Annotated in this window: 15 protein-coding genes; 6 read left to right on the forward strand and 9 right to left on the reverse strand. The window is 43.5% G+C overall.

Features of this window, described 5'->3' with window-relative positions; translation table 11 throughout:
• Window positions 1-111 precede the first annotated feature (111 nt).
• The 4 genes from panP to A136_RS09610 form a co-directional block, all read right to left on the reverse strand.
• Window positions 112-1,755 carry a pyridoxal-dependent aspartate 1-decarboxylase PanP gene (panP, locus tag A136_RS09595; protein ID WP_017060397.1) on the reverse strand — a complete coding sequence of 548 codons (1,644 nt, stop codon included), beginning with the start codon at window positions 1,753-1,755 and terminating at the stop codon, window positions 112-114.
• A gap of 118 nt (window positions 1,756-1,873) precedes the next feature.
• Window positions 1,874-2,401, reverse strand: a complete 528-nt coding sequence (locus A136_RS09600) for a hypothetical protein (RefSeq protein ID WP_017065407.1) — start codon at window positions 2,399-2,401, stop codon at window positions 1,874-1,876.
• A 174-nt stretch (window positions 2,402-2,575) separates the two neighbouring features.
• Window positions 2,576-3,481: a lysine exporter LysO family protein gene (locus tag A136_RS09605; RefSeq protein WP_017071961.1), complete on the reverse strand. Its 906-nt coding sequence runs from the start codon at window positions 3,479-3,481 to the stop codon at window positions 2,576-2,578.
• A gap of 54 nt (window positions 3,482-3,535) precedes the next feature.
• Entirely contained in the window at window positions 3,536-4,456 is a 921-nt protein-coding gene (locus tag A136_RS09610) for an HDOD domain-containing protein (RefSeq protein WP_017065408.1), read from the reverse strand.
• Window positions 4,457-4,813: 357 nt separating this feature from the next.
• Here A136_RS09610 and A136_RS09615 point away from each other — a divergent pair, with 357 nt between their 5' ends.
• Window positions 4,814-5,395: a TfoX/Sxy family DNA transformation protein gene (locus tag A136_RS09615; RefSeq protein WP_017060401.1), complete on the forward strand. Its 582-nt coding sequence runs from the start codon at window positions 4,814-4,816 to the stop codon at window positions 5,393-5,395.
• Window positions 5,396-5,545: 150 nt separating this feature from the next.
• Here the strand turns inward: A136_RS09615 and A136_RS09620 are convergent, their stop codons facing one another.
• The 3 genes from A136_RS09620 to A136_RS09630 form a co-directional block, all read right to left on the reverse strand.
• On the reverse strand, window positions 5,546-6,088 hold the full coding sequence (locus tag A136_RS09620; RefSeq protein WP_017065409.1) for a hypothetical protein: 543 nt from the start codon (window positions 6,086-6,088) through the stop codon (window positions 5,546-5,548).
• Between the two features lie 286 nt (window positions 6,089-6,374).
• Window positions 6,375-6,872 (reverse strand): response regulator, encoded by a 498-nt coding sequence (locus A136_RS09625; RefSeq protein ID WP_017065410.1) that lies wholly within the window; start codon window positions 6,870-6,872, stop codon window positions 6,375-6,377.
• Window positions 6,865-8,808: an ATP-binding protein gene (locus A136_RS09630; protein WP_017060404.1), complete on the reverse strand. Its 1,944-nt coding sequence runs from the start codon at window positions 8,806-8,808 to the stop codon at window positions 6,865-6,867. The genes A136_RS09625 and A136_RS09630 overlap by 8 nt, the downstream gene beginning before the upstream one ends.
• Before the next feature lie 183 nt (window positions 8,809-8,991).
• On the opposite strand from A136_RS09630, the gene A136_RS09635 reads away from it, so the two are divergent.
• From A136_RS09635 to A136_RS09650, 4 genes are all read left to right on the forward strand, one after another.
• Window positions 8,992-10,254 carry a DUF945 family protein gene (locus A136_RS09635; RefSeq protein ID WP_017060405.1) on the forward strand — a complete coding sequence of 421 codons (1,263 nt, stop codon included), beginning with the start codon at window positions 8,992-8,994 and terminating at the stop codon, window positions 10,252-10,254.
• Between the two features lie 163 nt (window positions 10,255-10,417).
• Window positions 10,418-11,512: a 3-phosphoserine/phosphohydroxythreonine transaminase gene (gene serC, locus A136_RS09640; RefSeq protein ID WP_017065411.1), complete on the forward strand. Its 1,095-nt coding sequence runs from the start codon at window positions 10,418-10,420 to the stop codon at window positions 11,510-11,512.
• Between the two features lie 350 nt (window positions 11,513-11,862).
• Window positions 11,863-13,011 (forward strand): sugar ABC transporter substrate-binding protein, encoded by a 1,149-nt coding sequence (locus A136_RS09645; RefSeq protein WP_029235305.1) that lies wholly within the window; start codon window positions 11,863-11,865, stop codon window positions 13,009-13,011.
• Window positions 13,012-13,031: 20 nt separating this feature from the next.
• A complete protein-coding gene (locus A136_RS09650) occupies window positions 13,032-14,921 on the forward strand; it encodes a GGDEF domain-containing protein (protein ID WP_017065412.1) in 1,890 nt (629 codons plus the stop codon).
• Window positions 14,922-15,132: 211 nt separating this feature from the next.
• Here A136_RS09650 and A136_RS09655 read toward each other — a convergent pair whose 3' ends face one another.
• Together A136_RS09655 and A136_RS09660 are read right to left on the reverse strand one after the other, a co-directional pair.
• Window positions 15,133-15,849 carry a 3'-5' exonuclease gene (locus A136_RS09655; protein WP_017065413.1) on the reverse strand — a complete coding sequence of 239 codons (717 nt, stop codon included), beginning with the start codon at window positions 15,847-15,849 and terminating at the stop codon, window positions 15,133-15,135.
• A 5-nt stretch (window positions 15,850-15,854) separates the two neighbouring features.
• The gene (locus tag A136_RS09660) at window positions 15,855-17,744 is read right to left on the reverse strand and encodes a DUF294 nucleotidyltransferase-like domain-containing protein (protein ID WP_017065414.1); all 1,890 of its coding nucleotides are present in this window, start codon (window positions 17,742-17,744) and stop codon (window positions 15,855-15,857) included.
• A gap of 150 nt (window positions 17,745-17,894) precedes the next feature.
• On the opposite strand from A136_RS09660, the gene A136_RS09665 reads away from it, so the two are divergent.
• Complete coding sequence (locus tag A136_RS09665; RefSeq protein ID WP_017065415.1) at window positions 17,895-18,536, forward strand: outer membrane beta-barrel protein; 642 nt, start codon at window positions 17,895-17,897, stop codon at window positions 18,534-18,536.
• The last annotated feature ends 39 nt before the right edge of the window (window positions 18,537-18,575 follow it).

An 18,575-nucleotide genomic window follows, 5' to 3' on the forward strand; every position in this document is an offset into this window, starting at 1 on the left:
CAGAATTGGAAGAGAGTTTGAGCAAAAAGAATGCAAAATGGGTATGAACTGACAGCTTAGTTACATCAAAAAGAAAGAAATTTTCAATTTGATGCAACTAAAATTGAATGACTATGCGTTGATTTGCGTAACCAGTTTGTTGATTTTGCCCATCAAGTTTGGTGCTAGTTTAGAGATCTCACGCTGTTCTTCAAGCACTGACGAAAGAATGTCATTGCCTGTTAGTGGGTTTGCTAATACCACGCGGAAAACGATGATTGGCTGATGTACCCATGCTTCAGGGTTTAAGCGTGTACGTGACACGAAAGACTTACCTGTTTCACGCTGCTTCTTCTGAATAAACTTAGTCAGCTCATTGAGCAACTCATTCAGTTCGACACGATGTTCAGGCTCAGCTTTAAGCAGTGCCGCTTTGACTGACTCAGGGACATAGCGATAAGTCAGTAGGCAAAGCTCAGGTTCTGAAACCAGCTCGAAGTCGCTCTGATCTTTAATTAGGTCGGCAAAGTAGCGCGCTTTGTTGATGCTTTGGTCGATCAGCAGTTCATAACCTGGGCGGCTAATGATGTGCATTGCGGCGTAAACCAGCATTGCCATACCTGAACGAGAACCTTCTAACGTATGGCTGCCTAAATCTTTTGAGCCTTTACGAAGAATGTATTGAGCATGATGTTCAATCGCAGTCATCGCATCTGGCTTCTTAAACAGAACCATACCCGCACCCATAGGGATATAAAGCTGTTTATGCGCATCAATCGTGACTGAATCCGCCAGTTCAATACCATCAAGTAGGTGACGATGATTGTTAGACATCAGAGTCGCACCGCCCCAAGCTGCATCAACGTGGAAATGACAATCGGATTCGGCACACACCTCAGCAATGTCTCTTAGCGGGTCGATATTACCGGTTTCGGTTGTACCAGCCACACCAATGACGGCGAAAGGTTTGATCTTGTTCTGCTTGAGCTGCTCGATCTTGAGTCTTAAATCATCAGTACAAATACGGTTGTCGTTATCTGTTTTAACAGACACTAGACCTTCTTGACCAATACCAAGGACATCCGCGGCTTTTTTCAGAGAGTAGTGGCCACGTTCAGAGACTAAGATGGCAAGGCCTTCGTAGTCGTAGTGCTTCATGGCTTTAAACAGGCCTTCTTTTTCTACACCTTTGAACGAACCTTGCGCTTTTAGTGCGTTGTTACGTGCAACCCAGAGCGCTGTAATGTTCGCGATGGTACCGCCAGAACAAAACGCACCTAAAGAGTGGTTTGCGCTGTGCATCCAACGAGAATAAAACTGGTCACTATCTTGATAAATCAGGCGATGTAACATGCCCAGAACTTGACGTTCTAGGGGAGTGAAAGCTTTTGAGGTTTCGATTTTTACTAGATTCTGATTCAACGCAATCATGATTTTTGAAAGCGGCATCAGGAAGTACGGCAACGCAGAGGTCATATGGCCAATAAAACTTGGCGAAGACGTGTGAACCGAATGAGACACAAGAGAATCGAGGAGATGCTCAGTATGTTCAGAAACAAACTCAGGCTGCTCTGGGATATGAGCATTTGAAAAATCTTTCTCAATTTCACGTAGCGGCTTTTCTTCAGCCACAATATGTTCACGTAAGAATTGATTCAGGTTTCGTGAAAGTTTGTCTTCAATTTGAGTGAGTGTTGAATCTGGGCCTTCAGGTACCGTGAAGATACGTAGAAGACTGTCGAAGCTAACATCTGCTGTTTTTTGTTCCGTAACCATAGCAAGCGAGTTATTTTTCTAATATTGACGCGAGCGGGACAATCTAAACGAAAACGGGAACAATGTCCCGTCTTAATTATGAAATCCAACTTCTCAAAAAAGCATATTAAATGCGGGGTTATTTACACTTAATCGCTTCAAGTTTACTGATCGACTGGTTGTAACGCTGCAGCGCTGAGTCGATTTGCTTAGGGTGACTAAGCAGCTCTGCAAAGGCAGAACGTAGTTCGTAGTTTTGAGCGTGAGGCGTTGATTGGCGGTCATCGAATGTTGTTTTCGCGATTTTACCAAGCTCATCATCACGTGTTGATAGCGTTTTAATGTCGTGTTGCTCAAGTTGCAACCAACCTTCTACAGGTTGCTCTGTTGCCACTTTGCTTGAGTCGTTCACAAGGTAGTAGTTAACCGCAGCACGATTCAGCTCAAAGTGGTGCTTACGACCTTCTAGGAACCACTCACTCACTTCTGTTAGCTCTGGATATTGCTCAGAGGTTAATGCAGCAAGGTCGGCATACCAATTCAAAGAAGCGTCGATGTACGCATCATATTTTTTTGCTTGGCACTGGTTTGTCTCAGACATTGAATCTGCTGCAAAAGAGAAAGTAGAAGTTGAAGCTAGCAGTAATGCGACGCAAAGGCGTTTCATAGTGGTTCCTTTTGTAAGTTTATTCTTTTTATAACTTTGTCGTTACAGGTTACCGTGATCGTTATTTGTTGAGCAATGACACTTAGTGTCTTTTTATTTCGGTAACTGTATCGGTGTCTTGGGCATTGGTATTCGAGTTGCATTCTAATCTAAAACAAACGCTATTCCTGCGATCTAGTTAGCAAGAGATACAAAGAACAACATCAATATCGGAACAAGCAAGCTGAGGATAAAGCCACTGACGATAGCGATAGGCACACATCTAACGCCGCCTGTTGTTTGAATGACCGGTAAGGTGAAGTCCATCGCAGTCGCACCAGCATAACCAATGGAAGTGCATGGGTAGCTGCGAATTAGCACTGGAATCAGTACCAAGGCAACTAACTCTCTTAACAGCTCAAGCATGAAAGAAGCGCCACCATAGACAGGACCAAAGGCGTCACCCATTAAGATACCAGCCAGAGAGTACCAACCAAATCCAGAAGACATTGCCAAGGCTTTGAACAGAGGGATATCTAGGATGTAAGCCGCGATTACACCACCTAACATTGAGGTGATGATAATGGTGATTGCGATAACCATACCGTGCTTGTTGAGTAAGATCTGACGAAGTGTGAGTCCGCTATTACGCAGCTGAATGCCGATAAAGAATAGAAGAACAAACAGAATCCATTCGCTTGCGGTATCAACCCAATCAAGGCCAATAGGCAGCACTAAGCCAGCGATTAGCCCTGAACCTACCACTAAGATGAGTTTTGCAGATTCCATCGCCATAGAAGAGAGGGGAAGCTTCTTCTTGCTACTGTCGGTTTTGAGTGGCAATAACTTATCAATAGCGGGCAGTGCCATTAGGTTACATACGCTTAAGCAGACAAAGAAAGTGACGGTATATAGAAGGATTGTCTGCAGGTTACTGCCTAGGTTATCGAGGGCGGCTAAGCTTAGTCCCATTAACGCCAGAATCACGTAGATCAACCGCGATGTTGAGCGGTTGATAAATTCTAATGTCTGAGCGTTCGAAATTGCAAAAAGATACCCCACGACGAGTGGCGCAAATATAAAGATCATCCCTGTAAACATGCTTTCCCCATTGCATTTACTTCATATTACACTTACTTGTAATTTAACAGTGACTTAGAAGCCGCTAGTATTGATCACGTCGCTTAGCTTTGCATTAAAATCATGCTTGCTCAAGTTGCTTAATTTATAAAGCACCTCTGCACCTGTCACGTTAAGTTCAACTTCGTGATCATCGATGTTCTCATCCTTGTTTCTGAACATCAGCAGGTGGTTAGCGATTCGAGCGATATCTAAGTAAGAGACTTCACGCTGTTCGTAGTTATTGATGGTATTGCTGCACACATCAATAAAGTCGCTGTCGAAGCCCCAACGGTTAAGCACCAATTTACTGGTAGCAGAACATTGGCCTTGGAAGATTTGTAGAGCGATGTCGTGATCTAGGTAATTGCCATTTTCGAGGTAGAGGTGGTATTCGCTAACCAAACAGAACAAACCAATATCAGCCAGTAATCCAACAAGCAGCGATTTTTCATGCTCAAGGTAACGGTATTCAGTAGGGGAGAGCTCTTTGAAGCTGTTGGTAACAAGCACCATAGTAGCGCCCAGCTCTTTTGATACAGAAGCGCTCTGAACCAATACCTTATTACATTCTTTACTGAGGTTGACTGAGTGTTTGAGTTGCTCAATAGCCTGAGCCGTCACGATGTCACGTACTCTTAATATGCCAAGGCGCGACACCGCCGTCATAATATCAACACAAGTAATATTACGTCGGTTAAAGACGACAGAGTTAGCCACACGAATGACAATAGCAGCGAGGCCTGGGTCTTCGAGTAAGCACTCGGCAACGTCAGCAATCCCAGTTGATTCAAGGGTACAAAGCGATTGAATCTTCAGTACAACGTTAGGGATAGGAGGAAGTGTTATTTTTCCCGCTGAGATAGAATGTCCAACAAGTTGGGCAAACTCTGATTCTAGACCCTTTAAGAGAAGAGTCTTATTTTGAGGTAGCCAGAAAAACGATAAATGATTCATATAAAAAGTAAAAACAGGTCTGTCCTGCCATTTTACAAGCCACGATGCTGCGAGGCAATACTCACCCGTCTACATAACCTTTAATAATTTGAACCGGTGTATCACTAGGTGTCCAAATTCAAGCATGGTTTGATAGTTTACTGTGAAGTCAATCATGAAAAACCGGAATACTCAATTGATTGATGTGAACTAAGTCCAGACTTATTTTTCTTTTCGAAGTATGATTTATTTAAAGGTGAAAAACGAAACCATAATATTCACCTATAGAATAACAAAATAGATTTAAAATTTTCGCATAACAAGCTGCTTGTCTGGTGATCAACCTAATCGGGGTAATTTGATTAAGGATCAACGGATATGACCGAGACAGCATTTATTAATTACGTGAATCAATTTGGTGAGCATCAAAAACGTTCTATGTTCGGAGGTATTGGCCTCTTTCAAAATGACGCTATGTTCGCTTTATTGAGTGAAGGTTGTTTATTCATTAGAGGTGGAAAATCATTAGATAAAAAACTGACCGATCTTGATTGTGAAAAGTATCGTCATGTAAAGAAGCAGACAACAGCAACCGTAAACTATTACGACATTACGGATCTGTTTACCTGTGAACATCCTGAATTGGATAGTATTATTCGTACTTCAATCGATAATTCAATTCAGCAGCGTAGCTTCAAGAAGTCATCAGCTAGCCGTAGATTAAGAGATCTACCAAACATGCAGCTTACGTTAGAGCGCATGGTTAAAAAGGCGGGTGTGGATGATGTTTCAATGTTTATGCAGTTGGGCGCACCTGAAGTGTTTAATAAGGTTCGCGAAGCGTACGGAAACGATGTTGACCTAAAACTACTTTGGAAATTTGCGGGTGCAATTGATGGTATTCACTGGAAACTATTACAAGAGCCACGCAAGCAGCAATTACTAAAGAGCTGCCACTAAAGAAGTTTACCTTATATGCTTAAGATTACTGTTAATAAATAAAAACCGAGGAATGTCCTCGGTTTTTTTGTTTCTGTCTTAGTCGGATTTCTTAAAAGACTAAGTATCAAAAGGCTAAGTGCTCGTTAAGAGCTAACTTGGCTTTAAGTATTAGTACTTGAAGCGAGCAGTGAACATAAGTTGGTCACCGTAGAAGTCGTTAATACGAGCTTCAGCACCTAAAGAGAAAAGCTCTGTAGAGTGGAAACGCGCGTAAACAGAACCTGTCCAATCATCGTTGTCATCGATAGAAACGTAACCACCTTTACCACCAACTTCTAGTTGTGGACCAAGCCATTGGCGAACACCAATGTTGATTTCCATACCGATATCAGTAGAGCTTGAGTTCTCAGGTTGAACGATACGAGCTAGCATTTCACCTGTTAGGTCTGCCCAGTTGTTTAATGGAGCGTGGAAACCAAGACCTACAGCTGAGTCGTAATCGCTTTCAAATTCTGAATCGATACGTGCTATAGCGTGAGCGTTCGGGTGAATGGACTTACTGAACGCACCACCAAATGTTACTGGGCTAGCACCGATACGTGCTTCAAAGTAATCATAGTTAAAGTTGCTCATTACCTGTGGTTGTTCATCAACAGCTAGTGCTTGACCAGAAGCCAATAGCATAGCGGTAGTAAGTAGAATTTTGCGCATAACGACCGTAAACCTATATTAGTGTTAATTCCTTTGGTTTGAGACAAATCGGCAAACCATAAACATTGAGACAGTTTAATCTAACTCACGGAAAAGTAATCCTTTAAAATGTAAAACCTTACTCATTTAGTTAAAAAACAAGCAAATTAAGGATCAGTATGTAACGGAGATCTCATGTTTAGGGCGAATGAGAAAAATAGACGAGCGAATTATCCAAAATTTGTATACATTCGGAAGGTTTTTATATCGGATGACGCTATTCTCAGTATCCATTAACCAATCAGTGCTATTCACCAAAACTGGTGCGTTTATCCGCCATTGAAGTCAGTATGCGCTCGGTATCTAAGATGGAAGTCCAGTTTAGCAATTGCTTGTCGTTGGCAATGACATAGTCAGTCAATTGTTGAGTAATCGTGTCTCTCAGTTGGTCGCCTTGCCAAGGTTTTGAAATATAGAAATCAAGTGCTGCGTTGTTAATGGCTGTGACGGTATCTTCTAGCCCAGCTTGCCCGGTGAGCAACAGCTTACGCGTTGGTTTAGTAGCGTCGTGTTGGTTGAGTTCGATCAGAAAATCAATGCCGGTTTCTTCTGGCATGATGTGGTCGCATAAGATTAACGCAAGCTTAATACCATCTTGTCCCATTTCTTTGATTACTTGCTTGGCTTCATCGACCGACTCTGCACCTTCAACCAGAAAGTTCTCTTCAAATATCGCCAAGTCCTGAAGGACACTATTGAGAACTTCAGGTTCATCATCGACACATAAAATTAGGTACTTATTCATGAGGTGCTCCTTCTTGTTTGAATGGAAGCCACACTTGCATGTTTGTATGGCTGCCTACCTCTGACTCCACCAAAATAAACCCTTGATGAGCCGAAACGATTTGTTGAGAAATGGATAACCCAATCCCTAAACCAAAGTTGCCTTCTTTTTTAGTCGTGAAATTTGGGTTGAAAATGGTGTTGATGTCTTCTTTGGCAATGCCGTGGCCAGTATCGGAGATTTGCACCACAAGAAACGCGTCGTCGCCTTTTGTCTGTTGAGAAGTGGTGATGGTCACTTTTCCTCGTTCAGATAGGGCATCGAGCGCATTGGAGATAAGGTTGGTCCACACTTGTTGCAGCGAGAGCGACTGGCACAATAAAGGCGGTAAGTCGGTATCGTAATGCTTTTCGAGTTGGTGGTGTTTAAGCCTGTTTTCGAAGATCACTAAGGTATCTTCAAGCCCTTCGTGGATATCTGTGTAGTGGCGAACTTCTTCATCTTCTCTAGCATAGCTTTTTAAGCTTTTGACCATATCGGCAATACGCTTGCTGCACACTTGAATTGAGCGGATAGAGTTTCCAACATAATGGTAATGCTCTAAGTCATTGAGCAGCTCTTTGCCTGCGACAGGGGACGCCTTTAATGTGTTTAGAACCGTAGAGTCTTGGCTTAGGTTTAGTCTCACGGCTTTTTTTGCTAAAGCACGGTCATTAATCGTCGACGTAAGATGCTTTACGAGCTGTCTTTCTTGGGCTGTTGATAGTGGCTTAGCTAACTTTGAATGTGCCAGTACGTCAGTCCCTTTATTGGACTCTGGAACGGATAGGTTTGCCAATATTTGGTCGAGATGGTCTGACAGAGTTTCGATGCTTCTTAATATGGCAGCAATCGGGTTATTCAGCTCATGTGCGACTCCCGCGACTAGCTGCCCGAGCATCGCCATTTTCTCTTTCTCGATCAGTTGTTGATGTGCAGACTCTAATGATTCTAGTGTCTGCTGCAGTTTGATCTTATTGGTGATGCTGCGTTGCAAACGTCGATTAAAATGACGGAGCAATAGATTGGTAAATAAAGGCAGCAGGGTATTGTTTGAATGCATCACCTGAGCAAAGCTATCTTTATCCAGTTTGATAACGCGAGTCTGCGTTAGGGTGATCGCCGTAGAAAACGAAGGCTCGCCTGTTACAAATGACATCCCGCCAACAATGTTCCCTTTGGAGTGACGTACCACTTCCCGCTGTTGCCCAAGTTCATCTTTCTTATAAAGAGCTGCTTCACCCTCAATGATCAGCCATAAAAAGCGATTGTCTTCGCCTTCCACAGTGAGTAGATGCTCGGGGGAATAGTCACGAATGGCCTTAGTTTTGTCATCTTTTGAAAACACATCTTGTAAGGCACTGACGACACGTTCTGCAAGGGCATTATCAGAAAGCTGGTGGTAGTCGTGAATGAAACCCGATTGGAAAGAGTGAATCTTTTGCTCAATGTGCGCTCTGAGTAAGCGTTGTTGATCCAATGCATCGCTGTAAGAGAGCAGGTTTTCTGAGTCGTATTGGATAACAAAAGAGGTCAGCTCTTTTTGCGCTGATTTGAACAGAACCTGATCTTGAACCGGTTTGGTTAAACAGTGGTTGAGCCTACCTTCATTCACAGCGGTTAAAATGGATTGAATGTCTGACGAAGCGCTGACTAATATCGTTCTTGCGGTATTACTATGGGGCAGCTGTTGAAGTTCAATCAGGAATTGCACGCCATTAAATTCAGAATGATGATGAGTGATCACCAAGGCAACGGTTTGGTTGTGATCATGAATATCTTCTAATGCGTGATGTGCGTCTTCTATGTTCTCGGCAGTATAAATATCGAATACAGAAGCCAACGGAGCCAGCTCCGAACGTATTCTTTCAATGCTAACCGGATTATTGTCCAAACAGATAACAGCGTATTGATTCACAGCTCAACCTTAATAGTAGCGACGTCTTTAGCCTAGCAAGAACCGCCGAATAAGGATGAGAGCTAGCCGTTAATTTATTGAGGCAATCGAAGTATCGAGCAATAGACTGATTTAACTCAATGTTTCTTGTTTGCTACTGATGGGTTAGACTAAAAAAAATAGACACGTGTAGAAAGAGAACTCATGGAACAGTTAAGAAAAATTGGTGCTATTGGCGGAGCAATCTCACTGGCACTTTGCTGGCCGCTAGCGGTTGGGCAAATTGGACAAAATGCGATTACCGATGGCGTTGCAAAGCTTAACAATTCAAGCATTCAAGCTGAGATCGTGGAATACGATAGAGGTTACTTGTCTTCCAACGTAACCACTCGTTTAACTGTGACGGATGAAAACCTGAAAGAGCAACTTGCGATTGATGGGTTGCCGAGTGAGTTTGTCATAAATAGTGCGGTTAGCCATGGTTTGGTGAGTCTAAATGCACTGTCGACGTTTGAGAATACCGATATTCTGCCTTTAACTCTGACCACTAGTACTGAGCTAAACGGCAACACTGACTTTAACTTTGAGTTAAGCCAGTTCAATCACCAAGGTTCTGATGAGAATGGGACTTCGGTCTCGATCACTAAATCGAATCTTTCTGGCCATGCGACTGTTTTAGGCCAAGTTGATTACGAGCTTTCAATCCCTTCAGTTCAAATTGATTTTGAAACCGGTGAAGAGGTAACGCTGTCTAATCTGAAAGGTGTGGGTTCAGGCCAACAAGCGAAAGGCTACTGGTTAGGTACTCAGAATTTTACTATCGATAGCTTCTTGGTTTCAGATTCTGCAATGCAGCCTTTCATGACCATTGAAAATTCTAAGTACGATTTTGAATCACATCTAGATGAAGCAACTAAGCGTCTGCGCAGCAACCTCAAGCTGGATATCGCAAACATCGAGACCAGTGAAGGCCAGTTGAACAACCTAAACGTCGATTTTGAAATGTCGAAGTTGGATAGCGAGTCGTTTGAGAAAATCTTTGAGATTTACCAATCTAATCCTGTGATGACGCAAGAAGACGTTGCAGAGATCATTCCATTTATCGATATCCTGTTTGCTAAAGGTTTCGACCTTTCAATGAACAACATGTCGTTAGAGTTAGGTAAGGGACAGTTCGAATCTAAGTGGTTGGTGAGCGTGCCGGAAGGGACCGAAAACATCAGCAGCAACCCTTCGATGATCATGCCTGCATTAACGGGCAACGTTCACTCTAGCTTCTCAAATGAACTTGTTGAAGAGTATCCATTCATCCGTGAAGGTATCGATGAATTGCTTGTGATGGAAATGATCAAGGAAACAGACAGTGGTTATGAAATCAGCGCTGACTTAGAAAATGGAAACCTAGTGTTCGAAAATGGACAAGAAATTCCATTAATCGCTCTACTTATGCCGGTTTTTGTTCAATAAACAGAGCAGGCGTGAATACTGATAGGGTGATTTAGCAGGTTAAGCTTAAACATTTTATACGGTACAAAACAAAAGAGGTCTTAAGACCTCTTTTGTTGTTTTTATGTTGGGTAAAACATGGTATTACTTGCATAGTTATTATTTAGCAGGAGCAATCATCCCCATGGAACTTACATTAGATAACGTATTCAACTTCAGTGCTGGCCCAGCTGCACTGCCTAAACCGGTAATGAAACAAGCGCAAGCGGACTTTATTGATTGGAATGGTTTAGGGACTTCCGTGATGGAAATCAGCCATCGCAGCAAGGAATTTATTCAAGTTGCTGACGAGTCCGAACAGGACCTACGTGATCTTCTGAACATCCCAGACAACTACAAAGTTCTTTTCTGTCAGGGGGGCGCTCGTGCTCAATTCGCTGCTGTTCCTCTAAACCTTTTAGGTGATGCGACGAAAGCGACTTACATTGATGCGGGTTACTGGGCAGAAAGTGCAGTGACTGAAGCGAGCAAATATTGCGAAATCGATGTATTCAACGCGAAGACGTCAATTGATGGTAAAGCAGCGGTTGTTCCAGCTAAAGATTGGAAAATTGACCCGGAAGCTGCGTATGTACATTTCTGTCCGAATGAAACCATCGATGGTATTGAAATCAGCGAGCTTCCTCAAACGGATAAGCCAATCGTAGCGGATATGTCATCTAACATTCTGTCTCGTAAGATTGATGTGTCTCAGTACGGTGTTATCTACGCGGGCGCGCAAAAGAATATCGGCCCTGCGGGTATCTGCATTGCAATCGTACGTGATGATCTACTCGAACTCGCAAACGACGTGTTGCCGAGTATTCTGAACTACAAAGTACTTGCTGAAAAAGACTCAATGTTCAACACACCACCAACGTACGCTTGGTACCTATCAGGCCTTGTGTTCAAGTGGCTGAAAGCTCAAGGTGGCGTTGAAGCGATGGAGCTGGTGAACAAAGAGAAAGCAGCGCTGCTTTACGATGCAATCGATAGCTCAGCTTTCTACAAAAACGATGTTCACACTGCAAACCGTTCTAGAATGAACGTGCCGTTCCAACTGGCGAAACCTGAGTTAGATGGCAAGTTCCTAGAATTGGCTGATGCTGCAGGTCTGAAATCACTGAAAGGGCATAGAGCAGTAGGTGGAATGAGAGCTTCACTTTACAACGCAATGTCTCTGGAAGGCGTTCAAGCGCTGGTTAGCTTCATGAAAGATTTCGAAGAGAAATACGCTTAATCGATGATAGGGCTTTGACTGATAAATTGCTTATTTGATTTTTATTGTGTCGAATGCACCGAACGAGATAGATGCCGCTTTTGCGGCATTTTTTTGTCGTTAATAATAAAGGGTATGGTATGTTGATTTATTGTAAGAACAGTCATCCAGAGATATGACGGATGTATCAGAATGAGCAGACCTTTCTCTTAAAGCGAGAGTATCAACTGTTATTTAGGCACTTTTTACTATATAACGTGTCGCCCAAAGCTAGGTCTCTAATCATGAGCAGTGAGCGATAAGCCGCATCGCCCGGTTTATTGATGGGCGATTAAAATCCAACGTCTAATTTTTACCACAAGGAACCAAGTGTGAGGTTATTGAGTCTATTTGCGATGCTATTTCCGGCCGTTGCTTGTTCGTCCACACTTGAAATATGGGCTGGTATTAATTATGAAACGGCCGATTATGTAAAAGAACATATCGAAGCGATGACTGATCATCGTGTAGAAATTCGTTCGTTTGACGTCAACAGTATTCGTTCTGAACTGCTTGTTGCTGATCCTAGAGACAATACCTTTCCCGACGCCATCTGGGTTCCTTCTGACTTCTTAGGTCTAACTGAATATATCGATTTAGCGACGCTTCCTGATGCTTGGGTCGATACCCAACGCTATGAGAAAAAAGCGCTTGATGCAGTGGTCATCAACGGTGAGCTTAAGGCGTTACCGGTTGGTATTGGAAACCAAGTCGTTCTGTATTCGAGCAAGCCTCAAGCGCAAGTCGTGACATGGGAGAGCCTAATTGAACGCTCTGCTCAGTCCGATCAAGTGAGCGTGCTTTTTCCCAATCCAAACATGTACTTCTATCTAGCTTTCTATCAGCTTTTTTCTGAAGACTTATTATCGTCGAAAAATGTTAATGGTGAAGGGTTAGTTGCTATCTTTGATTTCATCGACATGTTGCAGCAGAAAAAAGTCATCGAATCATCGTGCAGCGATATTTGCGCGAGGCAGAGGTTCATCAATGGGGAAGTCGAGTTTTTGATTGATGGTGATTGGGCGTTCAGCGAACTCGATGCCGCCTTTGGTCGAGATTTGTACATCAATTCGTTGCCGACCTATCGTGGTGAAAGTATGTCTTCATTTAGTGGCGCAAAGGTTTTTGCTGTCACGGAAAAAGGCATGCAAAACCCAGATAAGAAATTGGCTTTGAAAGAAGTCGTTCAATACCTGCAATCAAACAGTTTCACCTATTTAGCTCACTCGAGTGCCATGGTTTCGCCGTTTTATGAGGTTAATCAACGCCGTGTTGAGGAAGGTAACCAGACACTTTCAAATATGTACGATGAGTTTCAAGCATCGCAAATGATGTCGAGTGACTACAAGATGGCGATCGTTTGGGAGGCATCGGCTCGGGCGTATCAGCGTTACAAGTCAGGGATGCCAAAGAGTGAACTGCATAAGTTTTACAATGATTTTGTTCAATATTACTCGGCGAATATGAGGGTAAGAGATTGAAGCTATCATTAAAATACACCATGGGCTTGGTGTTGCTGGCTTGCTCAATGCTTCCTGTTTACCTAGCGGGACAGTTGATTCTCAATAAACAAAACCAAAGTTCTTTAGAGCAAAAAGAAACCAAGCTGGACAACTCTACGACCGGTATTCGTCAAACCGTACAAGAGCAAATTAAGCTGACGGCGAGCCTAACTCAATGGTATTCGCATGACCGATCATTGATTAAAGCGGGTGGTAATATCTTTTTCTCGAGTGTTGTTTGGGACAAGATGGATAGCTTCAATGCGCTAGCGGAGAGTGTGTCCGCGACTTATATTCTGGACCAAAACTGGAAGCCCATTTATGACAGCAAAGGCAGCTTGTACCATTTTGAGCAGAGCCAGTTATTAGAAAGCTTGAAGCGTCCTCAATCGGTTTATGGGCAAGGGAAATTGTTCCACACCGAGTTTACCGAAACTGAAGTGGCGGATAATGCCGCTGCAGGTATCGCTTTTGTCGCGCCGATTTTACCTTATCGTTTGATAGAAGGTTCTACATACACGCCGCAGGGTTATCTTGTGGTTCTTATGGGGTATGACAGACTTAAGACTAAAGTGACGCCTTTCCTTTATCAAAATGAGTCGGTTGAGTTTAACTATATTGATTCAACGGATGCTCAATCTTCTGAACAAAGTGCGAACATTATCTCTATCGACAGCACATTCTTTACCGACAAATTGGTACTGAACGTCAAACATCATATTTCCGACAGTGAGCGTTTATTAGAGATGCAACAAGCTCAGGTGGTCTTTGTCAGAATATTGGTGGCGACGCTTGCCATCGCGATTGTGTTTGCTCTGTTCCTAAGCCGCTGGTTCTCAGGGCAGTTAAACCTGTTGGCTGAATCTGTTACGTCGTATTCGCATAACCAGTCACCGACTCATAGTGTGGATGAACATCGTTTTACAGAGTTCGTCACGCTGAGTCGTTTATTGGAAACCTTGTGGGGTCGCATACAATACCAAGTCCGTGAGCTTACAGAAAGTAACGATAAACTCGAAAGGTTTAATGTTCTGCTAGAGGACTTAGTTGAAGAGAAAACCAGCAAGTTAACGTATTCGCTCGCGCGTGAAGAATCCCAGAAGCATCGTCTTTTGAAGATCGTTCAGTTTGCATCATCAAGACACGCGGCTGAATATCGGTTGATTCCTCAAATGGTCGATCAAGAGTTAAAGACATTACTTGTTCAACATTCGATTCAGTTTCATTTTAACCGGACTGGCGAGGCTGACCTGATACTCTGTGACTCACAGGGGACGGCGATCGGGTATTTTTGTTCAAGTTCATTTGATGTCCTCAGTGAAGAAGATCTTCTGATTTTTGACATGTACCAAAAACAGTTAGCTGGTTGGCTAGAGCTCGAAAATATTACACGGATTAACATGCCGACTGGCTGTTTGAATCGTAAAGCTTTTAATGAAGATCTCGAATTCAGTAAACGCAGCATTAACGACAATCAAAATCAGATTTCTTTGATCATTATTGATATCAATGGCTTGAAAACGACCAATGATGTTCATGGGCATGAGATCGGGGATGAGCTGATACAGCGCTGCGTAGACGTAATCAGCCACGAATTGACACCTGCCAGTAATCTATACCGTTTGGGTGGAGATGAATTTGCGGTGCTTACCTTAACGTCTGGTGAGTCGAGTTCGCTCAATGTCGCAAAGATGACTGAGCAGTTGTACATTGCTCAGGAGCAACAGGCAATCGAGACTAAAGCGGGTATCTCTATTCCTGTCAGATTCTCGATTGGTGCAGCCTCTAGTAATTCAACAGACGTTGAGCAATTGTTCTCAGTCGCTGATGAGAATATGTATCAGCAAAAGCGTCTTTATTACCAAACGTTGTCTGTGGTTGGGAAGTAATAATGCCAATCACGCTGACAAATAGCGATCACGATTTTCGATGTCCATTAGAGCGGAACTGCTGCGGTGTGACGTTATAATATGTTTAAACGCTTATGGGAAATGCGCTTAGTCGGGCCAACCGTTGCTTAAACACAGACGATAAAAATGAAAAAGCCCACCAATGGAAAGTTGATGGGCTTTGTGTTTGTATTTAGCTTACGTAACTCAGCTAGAGCCAGAAACTCTTCAGAGGCATCTCAGAGTCAAAGTGATGAGCAATTTGCGCTTGGAGTAGCTCAGCGGTCGCAATAGCGTCAGTTAATGCATGATGCGGCGTGTAGTCGGGCAGATGGTATCGACGACGACTCTGACCCAGTCTCACTGAAGCTGGTTTCTTACCTTTCAGCTTGTTCCACAAGCCGCCAGCCAGTTTATTTTGGATCTGAGATTCAATCTCCAGCGTGTCGAGGACTGGGAACTCAATGCCTTCACCGAGTCGCACTTTCAATGCATTGTCCAAAAAGTCACGTTCGATACGACGATAGTGAACCACAGGGATATGTCCCGCCATTGATTCTAAGATCTCGCCCAACACTTCGCTAAGGTCTGGCGCATCAATGATGTCATTGTGAGTGATGCCATGAATCACGACAGACTCTTCTTCTAACTTCTGTTTTGGTCTTAGCGTCCAGTGTTTGGCTTGTCGCAAGTAGATGCGATTGAGCGTAAATGGCACTAAACCAATGGTAATGATGCCGTCTTTGTTTGGGTTTAACCCCGTTGTCTCAAAGTCGACAGCCAAGAACATCACTTCTGAAAGTGGCGTATCAGGCGCAGGAAGAGGCTGGCTATAAAAGTGCTTTAAGCGCTCGTCTCTCGCTCGTTCTAGCTTCTGAGCAAACTTAAATGGCCAATCGACCGGAGGTGATCTGAATAGTTTGTTCATAGGCCCTACTTAAACTTGTTGCTGGCTTGATAACGGAACTTAAGGAAGTTTTGCGCATTACTTAATATTTGGAATGCATCCTTTAGGTTACGTCGTTCGAAGTCAGACAGGTTCTCTGGCTCGATGTTGTTATCAGGCTCGATGTTGTTGTCGACATCGTGTGCTTGGTGGCGAATACGAACCAGAGAGATAAACTCCATCGCATCTTTCAAATCTTGAGCTCGGCCTTTCGGCAGAATACCAGCGTCGATAATGTCATCTAAACGTTCGAACGAGTTCTTAGAGCGAGAGGCTACCGCCAGCGAGTGAACACGAATCAAATCGGCCAGTGGCGCAGTACCACGACGCTTAAGGTTGATTGAGTTGTTGTGGCGGCCATCTTTCTCCATCACGAAATCTTTGAAGAAACCGAGCGGCGGTGTACGGTTGAGTGCGTTACGTGCAAGACACGCCAAGAAGCGGTTGTTCTTACGTGCGCGTCTTACGATGAAGCTGTTCAGTTGCTCAGCCCATTTTAAGCGGCCATAGACGCCATCTAAGTCGAAGAAGATTGAAGCATTCAATAGGGCTTTCGGGTTTGGATCATCAATCCAATCAGCAAAGCACTCTTCCCATTGTCGACGAGTCATACGCCACGTTGGGTTAGTCGCCATGATGTCGCCAGTACAGTACACATAGCCACACTGATCTAAGCCATCACAAATGAAGGTCGACAGCTCCTCAAAGTACTTACCGTGCTTTTTCTCGTCGTAGGTATCATCAAGAATGATTGCGTTATCTTGGTCTGTAACCAGCAGCTGCTCATCACGCCCCATAGAGCCAAGTGCGAGGAAACAGTAAGGAATAGGCGCCTTGCCCAATTTCTCTTCGCCCAGTTCGATAATACGTTGCTTAAAGCTACGGCCAATTACCGACATTGCGGTACCCACCATGTGAGCATTCGCATCTTCGTTAACTAAGCGTACAAAGCTGTCTTTCACTTGCTCGGATAGTACCTTCAGGTCTTCGATACTTTGTTGCTGGAAGATACTACTTACCAATAACAGCGAGTTTTGAGACTCATAACGAACAATATCGGTCGCTTCGATAATACCAATCGGCTTCTTATCTTTAAGCACTGGTAAATGATGCACGTTATAGCGAAGCATGGTCATCATAGCTTCGTATACGTAAGCATTGTGATCGAGAGAGATAACCTCAGGTGTCATTACGCTAGAGACTTCATCCGATGGGTCAAGCCCTTCAGCTAAAACGCGAGTACATAAATCTCGGTCGGTGATGATGCCAATCACGGGTGTTGAGTCATCTTCATCATCTTCAACGATTTCTGGATCAATGATCAGCAGGGAAGAGACATTGTCTTCGGCCATCATTGTCGCGGCTTGTTGTATCGTACGAGTCTTCTCGATCATCGGCGCTTCGCTAGTCAGTAGCGTTTTTACCTTGGATGTCGTGAGATCGTTGGCATCGTTATTACTTGAGTTTGCTTGGCGAAGACGGGCGTTGTCTTCTACTTCTACGAAATCTGCAAAGGAGTCGTAGTTGTCGTAGAGCTCTTGGAAAATTGGCTCAGGAATGCAGTAGAGAAGAGTATCTTCGGTCGCTTTTACTGGGAAACGAACCTTGTTGTTGGTCAGTAGACCCATTTGCCCGAACAAGTGGCCTTCATCAAGGCGGTTATAGAGTTCGCCTTTACGGCGGTAGACTTCGACTTCGCCACTTCGAACGATGTATAAGTCATGAATTTGATCACCAAAGTGAATGATAGGGGTATCTTGGCGGTAATAAGAAATTTCCACGCTACTGGTCACTTTCGCCAACATCTCCTCAGGGAGTTCTGTGAAAGGGGGGTATTGTGCCAGAAAGTTTTGAATCTCTAATAACTCAGCATCCATAATGATCATCCATTGGTTTGTATGATTTCATGGTACAACATTTGATAATATTTTGCCGTCACAAATCAATCTGTGAGCTAAAACCTTTTTAAAGTCTTATGGATAGACTAACCTTTCAATTAATGGAGTGACAGTTTAAGGATGATAGGAATGTCGAAGTGGAAGCTTAGTTTTGTATCTGCGGTTTTTATGTTTTCTCCAAGTTTGTGGGCGGACACTAACGCGGTGGATATTTTGGATTACGACCATATTTATGCCACCGCGCATTCGGGCAGTTTAAATGAAGATGCAGGCAGTAATAACAATGCCTCGTCGTATGGATTAGGCGTCAGTTACGCGATGACGGATGATTGGTTGTTGCTGGGAGACTATAGCGCACGCTTCATTCACCCTGATGACACCACAACTCGAATTGATACACTGATGCCAGGTGTTGGTTACCGTTACAGCATTAAGACAGATTTAGATATAGTGGCTTACTACCTGCTTGGTATCACTAAAGGTAAGGTTGAAAATAATGACACCAACCGAACTGAATCTTCAGACACTGAGTTCATCCAAGGGGTAAAAGCTGAGCTTAACTATGGCTTTGCGAAACGTTGGATTGCCAACGGCAGCGTGCAAGTGAATCGAAGTGACCTGTTTGATGAAGAGATCTATCACTTAGGTTTACGCTATCTAGTGACTAACAAGTTTGCGATTGGTGGGTCATACCAACATCGAGATGGTGAAGGTAAAATTCGTAGCGAGCGTACTAATGAGCTAGGTGTGGAATTTTTCCTAGAGTATTAACTTACAAAGTATCTAAACCTGAAAGTGGAGACACAAAAA

Origin of the sequence: Vibrio crassostreae 9ZC13 (genome assembly GCF_000272045.2) — a bacterium.
Taxonomy (GTDB): Bacteria; Pseudomonadota; Gammaproteobacteria; order Enterobacterales; family Vibrionaceae; genus Vibrio; species Vibrio crassostreae_C.